This is a genomic window from Neochlamydia sp. S13, from assembly GCF_000648235.2.
In the GTDB taxonomy this organism is placed as follows: Bacteria; Chlamydiota; Chlamydiia; order Chlamydiales; family Parachlamydiaceae; genus Neochlamydia.
Genome location: NZ_AP017977.1, coordinates 1217435 through 1231892 on the forward strand (window position 1 = coordinate 1217435; position 14458 = coordinate 1231892).

Here is a 14458-nt window from a genome sequence, read left to right on the forward strand (position 1 = left end):
CAAGAGTAGAATTACTTATACTTTAAAAACTCTTCTAGGAAAACTCTTAAAAGTTCGCCTCTTAAAGCCCCCTGAATACCACTTAGCATGAAGGAAACAAAGTTTAAAGGAACTTTCAGGGCCTTAATGTACAAAAATGAATTATTCCTAGCAGTTTATAAACGCTCTTGAGACCAGCATGTCATCAATAAAAGCTATTGATATCAGGAAATTATAAGGGTTTTCATTCGCCAAATTTTAAATTTAATAGATTGCTTAATAAAACATAAGCTTACTGCCGCTTGTAATCTCTCCTCTAAAGCTTTTATATTTGGCTAAATAAGCTTTATTCTACATATAGCCATAGGCTTTTTAGATAATCCCCTTCTGGATGATAAATATTAAGAGGATGATCGATCCCTAAGCGGTGTCTGCCAATAATACGCACTTGGCGCCTAGCTTCAACTGCCGCTTGAAAAACAACTTTTTGAAAGAGCTGATCGTTAACATAATAGGAACACGATGATGTTAACAATAAGCTTTGAGAAGGCATTTTTTGTAAGGCTATACGATTGATATCTTTATACCCTCTGCAAGCGGGAATGATATCTTTGCGATGTTTGGCAAAGGCGGGAGGATCCAAGATAATCAAATTGTAATCCAACGAGGACTCTCTTAAAAATTGAAAAACGTCTTTAGGATAAAAGTGCATGCAAGAAGAAACACCATTCAACTCTGCATTCTTGTGGGCAAGGTTTAAAGCTACCTTAGAAATATCGACAGAATCTACTTGAGTAGCTCCGCCTGCAGCTGCATAGATACTAAATCCACCCGTATAAGCAAAACAATTTAAAACACGTTTATCTTTGGACAGGTTCTTAACCTGTGCACGCATCTCACGATGATCTAAAAAAAAGCCTGTTTTTTGCCCTTGCACAGGATTGACTAAGAATTTTATTCCATTCTCGAGAATGCTTACTTCCTCTTCTAATTTTCCATACAGCAACTGCTCTGTGGCTTTCATACCCTCTTCTTTTCGAGAAAGCAGTAAAGATTTTTCATAAATAAATGTGGGTTGAAAGGTCTCTATAAGATAATCCAATAAGTAAGGCTTAAGATTTTCCATTCCTAAAGTCGATATCTGCACCACAAACCCTTTCTCATACCGATCGATGATGAGTCCTGGTAGAAAATCACCTTCACCATTGATTAAACGATAGGCCGTGGTGTCAGAAGAGAAAAACTTGGTGCGCAGGGCGGTAGCTAATTCTAAATTATTTTTAAAAGCTTCTAAAGGAGGCTGGCTTCCAAAAGAGAGCATCCGCCCAAAAATTTTTGCTTTTGAATTGAAATAAGCACTGCCTAGTAAATCACCATGATGGGAATAAAGAGGAAGAATCTCTCCACATAAATTTTGAGGCAGATGAGCGACAGCTCCTGAAAAAATCCACGGATGGCGATTTAAAATAGCTTTTTCTTTACCGACTTTCAACGTAACTTTTTTAACGAGCATAAATTAAACTACTAAGGAGAGAGGATTAACTTTTTAAAGGTGCATAACAGACACAAAACCAGGCTATAATCCAAACTAGGCCGCCGAGAGGAGTTATCCGCCCTGCTAATGCATTGCCGGATAAAGCCATATAATACAAACTTCCAGAAAATACAATAATGCCGGCCGTAAATAACCAACCAGCCGTTTCTAGTAAAATCCCGGAAAGATGCTGAGGCGCTAAGGCTAATAGAATTAATCCTAAAGCATGGTACATTTGGTAACGAACACCTACTTCAAAAGTAACCAGCCTTTCTTTAGAAACTTTCTGCTTTAAAGCATGAGCCCCAAAAGCACCTAAAATGACTGCAGTCATTGCAAAAAATGCACCTATAGAAAAGAATAAATAAGAAAATGTCATATTATAAAGGCTCCAAACAAAAAGAGCTTAGCTTGGATGGCTACTAAATATCAATCGGATTTAGATAACTTTTTCAACTTAGCTTTTATCTCTGCTAAAAGCCCTTTAAATATCTTTTAAGAGATATATTTTGATAGGCGCCTATTAAAAATACTCCAGTAATTTTTTTACTGGACAGTAGTTATTCTGTACTGTTGGAATAAAGATAATAGGGCTTGCAGAGGGAATGGAACGCCTACCCTCGAAAAAAGTTCTTTGAAGCCTGGGCGCTGTTCTTAAGAAAAGGGTTGGCTTCCAAGGTTTACTTCCCTTGCTAGAGTATACCTACAGAGCCTATTTGAGCTGTGCTAACAAAGACTTTAAAATTTTAGAACAAACTTTGAAGAAATAGGAAACAATTATTATTAATATTTTTTCCTAGGAAACTATGAAAGCAGCAGGGCGAAATCTCTAAGGGGAAAAATTTAAGCCTCCTTTCATAGGCAAAAACTTACCCATCTCACTTACTTTTTTGCTAATGCATCGCATACCCTAACGCATCCATGGCAGCTTCCTTGATAGCCTCTGTTAAAGTAGGATGGGAATGAGGCAAGCGAGCAATATCTTCCAAGGTAACGTTCTTTTGGATAGCAAGAGCTCCTTCTTCAATCATTTCTGAGGCATGCGAGCCTAATATGTGCAACCCAACCACCCTTTCCGATTTCTTATCGCCAATGATCTTTACTATTCCTTCACTCTCGCCCATGCAGCGTGCTCTAGCGTTTCCTTTAAAAAAGGCAGTACCTACCATTACCTCTAATCCAGCTTCTCGTGCTTCAGGCTCATTAAGCCCTACAGCCGCAGCTTCGGGATGAGTATAAACCACCTGAGGAAGAGCCATATAATTAACATAGGCTGCCTTTCCAGCTATGATCTCAGCAACCGCCATGCCTTCATCTGAAGCCTTATGAGCTAGCATAGGGCCATCCACAATGTCACCAATGGCAAAAATATGCGGTAGGCTGGTCCTGAAAAAATTATCAATATTTAATGTTCCTCTGCTTGATTTTTTTATACCCATTTGCTCTAAGCCGAGTCCTTCTGTATGAGGCTTTCTTCCCACAGCTACTAGCAAGAGATCGGTATGTAAATTTTTCCTTTCGCCTCCCTCTTCAAATTCAATAGTTACTCCTTCTCTTTCATATTTTGCGGATTGGAGTTGAGCCGAAAGATGAAATTTTATTCCTTGTTGTTTTAATCCCCTTAACAAAAGTTTTCTAATCGTCGGATCCATAGCTAGGCATATTTCTTCTGCCCTTTCAATGATATGAACTTGAGTACCTAGGCGGCGATAAATTGAGGCCATCTCCACTCCAATCGCCCCTGCACCAATTACGGCCATTTGTTTGGGCACTTTTTCCAAGCTCAAGGCTCCCGTAGAAGAGATAATTTTCTTTTCATCAAAAGCTAAGAAAGGCAATGCTACGGCTTCTGATCCTGTGGCTAGAATAAAATAGTTACCTTTTATCTTCTCTATGCGGCCATTATCTGTTACTTCAACCAAATGGGGATCCACAAATTTGGCTGTACCTCTGATGCTTTCCACCTTATTTTTTTTAAATAGGCTCGTTATCCCCTCTGTAAGGCTAAATACAACCTTTGCTTTACGTTGCATCATCGTTTCAAAATTAACTTTTATTTCATTATATTCTATTCCTAGGCCTTTACTCTCTTTTTCAAGCCATTCCCAATATCTTGTAGACTGTAGTAAGGTTTTAGAAGGAATACAGCCCACATTTAAACAAGTACCTCCTAGCGTTTGGGCCTTTTCTATACAGGCTACCTTCATTCCTAATTGAGCTGCACGTATGGCTGCCACGTAACCGCCTGGTCCAGCCCCTATTACTACTACATCGAATTGTTTCATGCCAGCCGCCTGTTTTTTTTCTTTTACTTTTATTTCAATAATGGACTTTTTTGCAATAAAAAGGGCCTTATCAGGAAAAGCAGCAGTTGCTAGCTTGCCTGCTAAATCTCCGCCAATTTTTATTGGTTGCTTTTATAGCTCTTCTACTGTTTTAGTAGAGATCTAATGAGAGTTTTACAAAAGCTACCAATCCTTTACCCTTAATCCTTCCTTACTCTCTCTTTAAAATCCTAAATTATTTGCTTATAGCCCAAGGAGCATAACCGCAGGGCATTCTAAAATACCTTTTAAATAAGCTAGGAAAGCGGCAGCTTCTTTACGTCTAACAAAGCGAGAATCGTAGCTTAAAGCTAAATACATGATAGGTCGGATGGTAATTTGATCGGCAACAACAATAGGACGTTTAATAATATTATGTAGGGCTAAAATAGCTCTTTGGTTACCGGTAAGAAGAGGAGTAGAAAGCATAGAATCATAAAGGCCAGCATCAGTGATGGCAAAGCTGCCTGTATGAAGGTCTCCTACAGAAAGAGAGCCTTCATAAGCCTGATGGGTAAGTTTTTCGATAGTCCTTTCAATCTCTGCATAAGAAAGCTTATCGCTATGGCAAAGGAGTGGTACCACGACACCCTGCTCAGTTTCCACAGCTATACCCATTTCGTAAGAAGAGCCCTGAACGCTTTGCTCTTCTTTAAGGTACGAATGAATAGAGGGAAATTGAGGTAAAGCAGCCACGCAAGCTTTAACAAAGAAAGAGATTAAACCTAGCTCAATTTCATATTTTTTAATAAAAGATTTTTGGTATCTGTCACGTAGGTGGATAATCTGTGACAGATCTACTTCATTAAATATTGTCAGCATTGTGGCTGTATTTTCTACCTGGGCGACCTGAGAAACTGAGGCTTTTTGGGTAAAGTCCTTATTGCCATGCGATTGCTGCGGATGGAAAGACCAAGCAAGAGATTCCTGCTCAGAAAGAGAAGAAAGAGACCTTTTTTGACCTTCTTCTTTAAGCTCTTTAATAAAATCCTCTTTTAGGTAACGCATGCTTTTAGAAGATTCTTTAGAGTTTTCCACGGCAGCTTGTATAGAGGGTAAAAATTGCTGAGGTGGGAAACTAAGTTCTAAAGATTTGGTTGCAGCTTCAGTATCAATATATCCTAATACCTGACCGATGGTAACTTTATCGTGGAGTTGTATGTTAAAATGGATTATCCCCTTTTGAGGAGCATATACCATCTGATTGACTTTATCAGTCTCTAACTCAAGGATTTCATCCTCAATTCCTACATGTGAACCAGAGGGTCTAATGATACTAACTACAGTTGCTTCAAAAATAGACTCTCCCATTGAAGGAACTTTAAATTCAACTTTCATTATTAATCTCATTCATTTTAAGGTTAGTCGCTAGTCTAAAATTATGAAGTTTTCTATCTAGAAAAATAAAATTAGCATGATGACAGTGTGTTTCATTTTATGCAAAACATAACCCTCTCTAACAGAAAATGCACTAATTATTTCATTCCTCTATTTGGCAAGGAAAGGGCGTTAAAAAAATCCTTAGCAACAACTAAGGAGGAAAAATTATAACTATTGCTCTTTTTAGACTCCTCCGGCACTTTTTCTAGCCAATTTTAAAGCTTTTATTAAATTTTTTTAATTTTCTGTAACTTAAGAACTCTGATGAAGTCCTTCTAGACTATCGTTTCTCCCCTTCGCTAGCATTTTTAGCCTCATGCCTACAAAAATTTCCTTTGCCCTTCACCCATGCTTTAATGATTGTTTCTAAAATAGAGGGTAAAGTTTCCTTTTTCTTTTAGTCATTTCCATTAAGACTTGCCTAACCAAATTGCTTTTAATGCTAGGACTTTTAACCCATTTTTAATATTGCTAAATAAATTTTAAAGGAAAAAATTGATGATTTAGGGGGCCTTGTTGCGTAAATGATCTAATAGCTACTCTAAAGATATATCACATAAGTTAGCACCCATTGCCTTGGACATTCCAAGTTTTATCATCTTATTCATAACTAAGGAGTTGGCATATAATTCTGTTTGTTGATAGGCTAATTTCCTAGAGGGAAAGTCTCCTCCAAAGCTTCTTATAAAGCGGTACATCGCCGTTTCGGAAAGCAATCTTCTGTGATAGCCGCAAAGCTTCTTCCAGAGCTGCCTGGCCTCCTCATCTTCTCCAAAGCCTTGAATGATTTTTAAAGCATCATTTCTTTTTTATCCAGGGCTTGTCTGCCTCTTGGCTTAGCGTTCTTCCTCTTCTGGGAGGTACCAAAGGATCTATACCCGCACATAAGATGATAGGAAGAATGGTAAGCAGGTTGCCACTTAAGTGGAGCTTTTGCAGCTTGGATATCTGCCCGATTTTTGCTGGCAGAATGGAGAGCTGGTTTTGATTTAAGTGCGGATTACTTGTTTAAAGATAAGATGGCTAAAAGTTATTTATTTCATTTTAGCTCACCCCAATTTAAAAAGTACTTATGGCCACTCTACAATTGAAAACGCTGCCTTATTTTTTCTGGAATATCTTTCAAAGGATTTTCCGCTAATTCAAGCTCGGTAAGCTGAGGCAGCTGCCCGATTTCTGCAGGTAGACTGGTGAGCTGGTTTTGATTTAAGTAAAGCTCTTGCAGTTCAGACAGCTGCCCGATTTCTGCAGGGCTGGTTTTGATTTAAGTCAAGCCATGCCAACTCAGACAGCTGCCCAATTTCTGCAGGCAGACTGGTAAGGTGGTTTTGATTTAAGTCAAGCGCTTCCAACTGAGACAGCCGCCCGATTTCTGCGGGCAGGGCGGTGAGTTGGTTTTGATTTAAGCAAAGATATTGCAGCTGAGGCAATTGACCTATTTCTGCAGGCAGGCTGGTGAGCTGGTTTTGATTTAAGTAAAGCGTTTGCAGCTCAGTCAGCTGCCCGATTTCTGTAGGAAGGCTGGTGAGCTGGTTTTGGCTTAAATCAAGCCCTTGCAGCTGAGACAATTGCCCGATTTCTACAGGCAGAGCGGTGAGCTGGTTTTGATTTAATTCAAGCGTTTGCAGCTGAGACAGCTGCCTGATTTCTGCAGGCAGGCTGGTGAGCTGGTTTTGGTTTAAGTCAAGCGCTTGCAGCTTAGATAACTGGCATATTTCTAGGGGCAAATAAGTCAAGCCTACTCCAGATAAATCTAAAATCGTGATGTTTTTACAATTTTCTTCAATCCAATTTCTAAGAAGCTCCCCTTTTTCCTCTAAAGACAAGTGCTTAATTTCTTCTCGGCTCAAGTATTCTTCCCCACCAGGAAGTTTTTTCCAAAGTAAAAGGCGATTAATATTTAAGAGATAAGAAGAGTAATTAGCCAGCGTTAAGCCTCTTTTTTCTTCTGTTTTCTCTTTAGATTCTAAAGGAGAAATAGATTTAGCTAAGGTAAAAACTTGTTTAAAAGATAGATAGACTTTTTCAGTAGAGGTAGGTACATGATTGAGTTGATAAACTCTAGCTAACATAAGAGTTTGCTGGGTAGTGGCATCTCCCTTGAGGAAATGAAGCTGGGCTATTTTTTATAAAGAGAAGGCATCACTTCAGAAGCCAGCAGATGATGCCATCTTTTACAGACGCTAAATAAGGGAGGAACTATGCAAGCCTCTAAGATAGGGAGTAGAAATTCATTCGGCAAGCTTTCAATAGAGGCCGAAGAGATAGGATGCATTTTATTTCCTTGGGTAGTAATTTAGTGATTTAAATTTTATATTTTTTATCATCGACATATACTTAAAAAAGAGTAATCAATGGTTTGAGCAAGAGTAGAAAATTTGCTTAAGTTTGCTGCTACAATTTTCTTAAAATTAGCCCAGAATGTCGTTTTAGCCCCTCCCAATTTAAAAGTACTTTTGGCCATTCTACAATTGAAAACGCTGCCTTATTTTTTCTGCAATATCTTTCAAAGGATTTTCCGCTAATTTAAGTATGATAAGCTGAGACAATTGCCCAATTTCTCCAGGCAGACTGGTGAGCTGGTTTTGATTTAAGTAAAGCCATTGTAGCTCAGACAATTGTCCGATTTCTGCAGGAAGGTTGGTGAGCTGGTTTTGATTTAAGTTAAGCCTTCGCAGCCGAGACATTTTCCCGATTTCTCCAGGCAGGCTGGTGAGCTGGTTTTGATTTAAGTAAAGCCATTGCAGCTGAGACAGCTGCCCGATTTCTGCAGGCAGACTGGTGAGCTGGTTTTGATTTAAGTAAAGCCATTGCAGCTGAGACAGCTGCCCGATTTCTGCAAGAAGGTGGGTGAGTTGGTTTTGATTTAAGGAAAGCGTTCGCAGCTGAGACAGCTGCCCGATTTCTATAGGCAGGCTGGTGAGCTGGTTTTGGCTTAAGTAAAGCTCTTGCAGTTGAGACAGCTGCCCGATTTCTATAGGCAGACTGGTGAGCTGGTTTTGATTTAAGTAAAGCCATTGCAGCTGAGACAGCTGCCCGATTTCTACAGGAAGGTGGGTGAGTTGGTTTTGATTTAAGGAAAGCGTTCGCAGCTGAGACAGCTGCCCGATTTCTGTAGGCAGAGCGGTGAGCTGGTTTTGATTTAAGTAAAGTACTTGCAGCTGAGACAACCGCCCGATTTCTGCAGGCAGACTGGTGAGCTGGTTTTGATTTAAGCAAAGCACTCGTAATCGAGACAGCTGCCCGATTTCTGTAGGCAGACTGGTGAGCTGGTTTTGATTTAAGTCAAGCGTTTGCAGCTGAGACAGCTGCCCGATTTCTATAGGCAGGCTGGTGAGCTGGTTTTGATTTAAGAAAAGATCTTGCAGCTGAGACAGCTGCCCGATTTCTATAGGCAGGCTGGTGAGCTGGTTTCGATTTAATTCAAGCGTTTGCAGCTGAGACAGCTGCCCGATTTCTACAGGAAGGCTGGTGAGCTGGTTTTGATTTAAGGAAAGATCTTGCAGCTCAGACAGCTGCCCGATTTCTGTAGGCAGACTGGTGAGTTGGTTTTGGCTTGAATTAAGCTCTTGCAGCTGAGACACCTGGCATATTTCTGGGGGTAAATAAGTCAAGCCTACTCCAGATAAATCTAAAATCGTGATGTTTTTACAATTTTCTTCAATCCAACCTCTAAGAAGCTCCCCTTGTTTTTCTAAAGGTAAATACTTGATTTTTTCTTGATTTAAGTATTCCCCTCTACCAGGAAGTTTTTTCCAAAGTAAAAGGCGATTAATATTGAGCAGATAAGAGGCATAGTTAGCCAGAGTAAAACACCTTTTTTCCTGGGTTTTCCATTTAAATTCTAGCTCCGCAGGAGCAAGGGATTTAGCTAGAGTAAAGGCCTCCTTGAAGATTGCCTTAGCTTTTTCTCCTTCAGAAAGCCTATCATCCAGCTTATAAATCCTATCTAAAATAAAAGCCTGCTTGTTAATATCCCCTTGGGAAACATGTACTTTACCTATCTGTTTATAAAGAGAAGGCATCACTTCAGAACCCAGCAGATGATGCCATCTTTTACAGACGCTAAATAAGGAAGGAACTGCGCAAGCCTCTAAGATAGGGAGCAGCAATTCATTGGGCAAGCTTTCAATAGATGCCGAAGAGATAGGATGCATTTTATTTCCTTGGGTAGTGATGACTTTTCAGCATTTTATTTATTAGAGGCAATATAAAAAAATTAAAAAAGTAAGTCAAACCAATTAGCATCCTTATCACCGGGGGGATCAGCTAACTTGTTAGGTAAAGAGCAAGCTACTATGCCTTGTAGGCGATAGCTAGATATAGAAGGTTTTTGCGCAGCTTTGGGCCGACCAGACGTAGTATGCTTTTGAGTTGCAATAAATCGAGGTTCTATAATTTGTATATATTTAAGTTTTTTTACAAACTTATCTAATTGGCGCTTAGCATCGTTTGGACATGAAAACTCTTACTGCATGAGCTTAATAAAGGCTTCGGCTTCTTTTTCATTGTCCTTAAGGTAATGCTTGGCTAAAGTACGGCATTCTCTTGGATAGGCCACTTGGCTGAGGATGACTACCCATCCTTAGTTCAACGCCTGCATGGCAAGGGGTAGTCTTAAGAGCTCGATAGCCCTCTACTATCTCTACCGTTTTGTCGTAAGGCGCTTCACATATGAGTTCTTTGGACTCTTTGATTTGCATGGGCACATGCGTGGCAAAAAAGCTTTGTTCTCTTTTAAAGACTTGTAAGGTAGTTTGCGTATAGAGAGCGCTATCCCCTACTATATAGCCCCCAACATGATTTAAAGCATTTTCGCCTTAAAGTGGCGTTGTTGCGTAAATGATAAGAAGTGTATGCGATAAGATTGCTCTTTAACGCTTAAGAGCTATAAAATTAGTTTACAAAAACAAAAATATAGGCAAGCTATGGAAAAAAGCTTAACTACCGCAAGCGGTTTATCACTTGCATCTCCTAAGCCTTACGAGGATTTTTGTTATCGCTGATTACTATGCTGACTTTGGGATTGCCTATTCCTTGTTATACCAGCAGTTATACTCGCATTTGCAGGCGTGCTAAGAAGGTTAGGCAAGGGCTTAAAAAGTTAAGCCTTAAAGCGTCCAATAGACATAGCCTTTGATTTTTTTGGAGTAAAGGTCTAGGGTGAGGGAGAGTGGAAAGTGCGCCAGCGTGGCAAAGCCAAACGAAGAATTTGGAGAAAGATTCATCTAACCATTTGCCCAGATTCGCATGAGATTATTTTAAGTGAATTAACGAAGAGCAATAAAGCCGATGATTCAGTGGCGAGCAAAATGATCTTTGAGCTACCAAAGAGTGTACAAACTGCTTATGGAGATGACGCTTATGATAGGCAAGCTTTCTGTCGATCATCTTATGTGCGGGGTATAGATCCTTTGGTACCTCCCAGAAGAGGAAGAACGCTAAGCCAAGAGGCAGACAAGCCCTGGATGAAAAAAGAAAGGATGCTTTAAAAATCATTCAAGGCTTTGGAGGAGATGAGGAGGCTAGGCAGCTCTGGAAGAAGCTTTGCGGCTATCACAGAAGATCGCTTGCCGAAACGGTGATGTGCCGCTTTAAAAGAAGCTTTGGAGGAGACTTTCGTTCTAGGAAATTAGCCTATCAACAAGCAGAATTATATGCCAAATCCTTGGTTATGAACAAGAGGACAAAACTTGGAATGCCCAAGGCAATGGGTGCTAACTTAGGGATACGAGCTATTAGATCATTTACGCAACAAGGCCTGATTTAGGTAAAAAAACTAAGACTTGAGAAGTCACAAGCGTTTAGAGCGCTTTAGGCAGATAAAAAATTTTTTAGCTTTATAGGCCTCTAATTTTATTAAAAATCACTTATTTATAAAAACTTTTGATGGGAATAAAAATTTTCGCAATTATATTGCTCACTTGGGTTAGTTGGAGCTGTTCAACTCAAGATTCTTTCAATCCTTCTTTAAAATACGTAGAAATTGCCGCACGTGGGGAGGGAACTTCTGAAAGCAAGCCCATCATCTACCGCTTAAAAGTGGATGCTAATTGGATACAACACCATCCTTCTCCTGCAGATCCTCGTGCTGATACTAGGCAAGCAATTATAGAATTTTATATCGTTCATCAGGATGAAAAAGTCTTTGTGGCTATCCATAATTTTCCTTCCGATAGCATTTATCAGCGACCTTCCCCTTTTACCTACATTTCTCGTTGGAAAAGACAACTTCATCCTTTGAATCTAGAAACCGTCTCCCTAACATCTCAAGCCTTTGGAGGGTATTGTGGCTTTTTGTTTGAAGCTACAGGAGAGATAAAGGGAAGGCAAGCAACAATTTTTGCATGGATCTTGCAATTAGCTCCCGAGCATTATCACCACCTTGTCGCCCCGAACTTGCCCTACCTTCTAAAAAAATATAGACAAATGAGAAGCGATGTAACCATCAAAGCTATAGGCCCCCCATCCCTCATGAAAAAATATCGGCAGTCTATCATTGCTTTTGCTCGAAGTTTCCACCTTATTGAAGATTTATGATGAAACATCTTTTAAAATTTTATCATTTTTTAGGAAGTATACAACTTGCCATCATGCTAATGGCGTTAGCAATTCTTGGAGCTGCTTTAGGAACAATTCTAGAAGCGCAAAGCCAGTCTCATCTTGCCTCTGCCTATCTTACCTACCACAATCCCCTATTTCGTAGCCTAGCAGGAGGATTTTTTATTAATATTTTGGTCTCCGCATTGAGAAGATGGCCTTTTCGTGTTAGACATATTCCCTTTTTGATAACTCACTGCGGACTACTCATGCTATTAAGCGGCCTTATTATCAACAATTACTGTGGCATTCAAGGCTGTATGGGTCTCATAGAAGGGGGAGCTAGCCACCAAATTTTTCTTCCGAATACTTATGCTATCCATTTAGAGAAAAAGGGAATAGAAAACTCTCCTAAGAATATTCAAAGAGAGTATCCTTTAAATCAATTGATGCACCAACCAGTGAAGTTTGAAGATGTAGAGATGCGGGTTATTGAATATGCTCCTCATTCTTATGAACGTAAAGAAACATGGGTTAAAGGTAATCAAGCTATCATTGCAGGTATAACTCCCATTCCTCTAATAGAATTCCAGGATAACAAGCATCTTCCCCCTTCTTTTAAAGCTCATTTTCATCATGAAAAGGCTCAGCCATGGAACTTGATTGCCTTAAAAACCCCTTTTATCAGTGAGACTGCTAAAAATTTCTATCTGCATAATCTAACCGTAAAGATTTCTGAAACCGCAGGAGGAAAAATTCTTGTAGAAGAGTCTTTAGCTAAACTTTTGTTAGCTCCTTTAGATATAAATACAGCTCAATTTTCTTTTGCTTTGGAGTGGAACGACCCAACATTGAATGAGCTGGCCCAGCCTACTTTACAGGTGCAAATTAACCATGAAAAAATGGTGATCAGACTTGCTGGTCCCGATAGCTTGCTTAATCAAAATATCTCTAGCCCTCATAGGGGAAAGCTGCTTTTTACTCTTGATTTTTTTAAAGAGCCCACCTGCTTGATTATGCAAGACGAGCAAGAAGATAATTATCTTTACTTTTTTAATGCCCATGGTGAGGTATATACTCAATCATTCAAAAAGGAAAAGCTTACCTCCATTAGCGCTTATGATGATGGCTTTGAAGGATATAAAGTGCAAATGCCCTTCCCCTTTGACGATTTTCCTTGCAGCCGTACAGATAAAGAGCAGGCAGAACTCTTACGGATTGCCATAAAGTTACGGCAAGGCTTAGCACACTATTCTACTCTTTCTCCTCCCCTACAATTGCTAAAGCAGGCCGCTGATGCGTCTCAACAAGAGTTTGCAGAGGCCACATTAAATTTTTTACAAGCTTGGGAAAACTCATCCTCTTTATTATTTACAGCTCCTTATTCGCCTTCATTAGAGAGGCTTTTCCATAAGTTAAACTGGAACATTCTTACCCAACAAGAGCAGTATGCCTGCGGATGGCTATGTCTTTTCCTTGAAGAAATTGAAAAAGAATTAGAGAAAGAAAAAAATTTTTCGCAAATTTTAATAAAGAGAGAATGGCCTTTTGCACTCCCTTTCATGTCATTAGATAACAACTCTGTTGATCCTATGATCTCTTTATTTGCGCAGCAATTATTTTCTGTAGCTTCACAGCTACCGCCCCCTCCTAAGATGCCACCTATGTTTTCTGCTAAAGCCCTGTCAGCTTATTTAAAAGCTTACGGTATCACTTTATCTAACCTGCGCGAGCCTATGCAATCTCAGCCGATCATTCGTTCTTACCATGCAAGCCGCTTATATTTTGATAAGGTCCTAAAAATATTATCTCCCTTAGCACCCATGAGGGCACCGCAATTGGCCCTGTTGATCAACGCGCTGCCAGACAATTCATATGCTTTGGAAGAGATAAAAAAAGCTTATATAAGCTATCAAATTCAGAATAAAGAAGAAACTCTTAGCTACCAGCCCTCTAAAGCAGAACTAATCACACATTTACTTTACAACGCTCCTTTAGCTACAAAAAGCCTTTCTAGCGAGGAAGCTAGTGCCCTTTCAGCTAGTTTAAACGCCGATGAAGTGATACTCAAGACCCCTTTAACTTTAAAGCAAACCAAAGATAAATCCTTGCCCAAATGGGAGCATAATCTTCCTTTGCTTACCTTGGAATTGAAAGAAGGCACTTATAAAGAGCTTATCACTCTCACCTATGATCCATACGGCAAAAAGCTTCTTTGGCCTATTTTGAAAGGGAAGTATCTTATACGTTTTCAACCTTTATTTAGGGATATTCCTTATAAAATACGTTTACATGATGCTCGGCAGATTAATTATCCAGGTACAAGCCAGCCTTATAGCTATGAAAGTGACATTTTTATCCATGATTTAAAAAGGAATACTAGAATAGAAAAAACCCTTAGCATGAATAATATCTACCAAACAGCTGAGGGCTATCGGTTTTACTTAGCCAACCTCTCCCCCTCTTCGGAAGTGGCTGTCCAACATGCACAGATTTTAGTGAATTATGATCCTGCTAAGTATTGGCTAACCTATCCAGGGGTGCTGATGATAAGTTTAGGAATTGGGTTACTCTGGTGGATGCAACCCTACAAAAGACGCTAAAAGAGTCTGCAGGATCTAATAGTAGCGCCTGCCATTTGTTTCACACTCTATCAGCTCCCTCATTATCAAGGCCTGTCTAAAGATTAAGAGTCGCCTAA

12 protein-coding genes are annotated in these 14458 nt (G+C 39.6%); 3 read left to right on the top strand and 9 right to left on the bottom strand.

Features of this window, described 5'->3' with window-relative positions; translation table 11 throughout:
* Positions 1-325: 325 nt before the first annotated feature.
* The 9 genes from TY21_RS04660 to TY21_RS04690 all read right to left on the bottom strand — a co-directional run bounded on the left by TY21_RS04660 (position 326) and on the right by TY21_RS04690 (position 9920).
* Positions 326-1492 carry a class I SAM-dependent rRNA methyltransferase gene (locus TY21_RS04660; protein WP_042239378.1) on the bottom strand — a complete coding sequence of 389 codons (1167 nt, stop codon included), beginning with the start codon at positions 1490-1492 and terminating at the stop codon, positions 326-328.
* 25 nt (positions 1493-1517) lie between these two features.
* A complete protein-coding gene (locus TY21_RS04665) occupies positions 1518-1892 on the bottom strand; it encodes a DUF423 domain-containing protein (protein WP_042239381.1) in 375 nt (124 codons plus the stop codon).
* A gap of 514 nt (positions 1893-2406) precedes the next feature.
* Complete coding sequence (gene lpdA / locus TY21_RS04670; RefSeq protein ID WP_042239384.1) at positions 2407-3798, bottom strand: dihydrolipoyl dehydrogenase; 1392 nt, start codon at positions 3796-3798, stop codon at positions 2407-2409.
* Positions 3799-4041: 243 nt separating this feature from the next.
* A complete protein-coding gene (locus TY21_RS04675; protein WP_042239387.1) occupies positions 4042-5175 on the bottom strand; it encodes a 2-oxo acid dehydrogenase subunit E2 in 1134 nt (377 codons plus the stop codon).
* A gap of 1123 nt (positions 5176-6298) precedes the next feature.
* The gene (locus tag TY21_RS11840; protein WP_079979833.1) at positions 6299-6481 is read right to left on the bottom strand and encodes a leucine-rich repeat domain-containing protein; all 183 of its coding nucleotides are present in this window, start codon (positions 6479-6481) and stop codon (positions 6299-6301) included.
* A complete protein-coding gene (locus TY21_RS04680; protein WP_052354366.1) occupies positions 6444-7289 on the bottom strand; it encodes a leucine-rich repeat domain-containing protein in 846 nt (281 codons plus the stop codon). Before TY21_RS04680 ends, TY21_RS11840 begins: the two co-directional genes overlap by 38 nt.
* A gap of 47 nt (positions 7290-7336) precedes the next feature.
* A complete protein-coding gene (locus tag TY21_RS10990) occupies positions 7337-7492 on the bottom strand; it encodes a hypothetical protein (protein WP_158623023.1) in 156 nt (51 codons plus the stop codon).
* A 190-nt stretch (positions 7493-7682) separates the two neighbouring features.
* Positions 7683-9374 carry a leucine-rich repeat domain-containing protein gene (locus TY21_RS04685; protein ID WP_052354368.1) on the bottom strand — a complete coding sequence of 564 codons (1692 nt, stop codon included), beginning with the start codon at positions 9372-9374 and terminating at the stop codon, positions 7683-7685.
* 357 nt (positions 9375-9731) lie between these two features.
* Positions 9732-9920: a hypothetical protein gene (locus TY21_RS04690; RefSeq protein WP_130589540.1), complete on the bottom strand. Its 189-nt coding sequence runs from the start codon at positions 9918-9920 to the stop codon at positions 9732-9734.
* Between the two features lie 477 nt (positions 9921-10397).
* Here TY21_RS04690 and TY21_RS04695 point away from each other — a divergent pair, with 477 nt between their 5' ends.
* The 3 genes from TY21_RS04695 (at position 10398) to TY21_RS04705 (ending at position 14360) form a co-directional block, all read left to right on the top strand.
* On the top strand, positions 10398-10709 hold the full coding sequence (locus TY21_RS04695) for a transposase (RefSeq protein ID WP_042243887.1): 312 nt from the start codon (positions 10398-10400) through the stop codon (positions 10707-10709).
* Between the two features lie 397 nt (positions 10710-11106).
* Entirely contained in the window at positions 11107-11757 is a 651-nt protein-coding gene (locus tag TY21_RS04700; protein WP_042243883.1) for a hypothetical protein, read from the top strand.
* The gene (locus tag TY21_RS04705) at positions 11754-14360 is read left to right on the top strand and encodes a hypothetical protein (protein WP_130589541.1); all 2607 of its coding nucleotides are present in this window, start codon (positions 11754-11756) and stop codon (positions 14358-14360) included. Before TY21_RS04700 ends, TY21_RS04705 begins: the two co-directional genes overlap by 4 nt.
* The last annotated feature ends 98 nt before the right edge of the window (positions 14361-14458 follow it).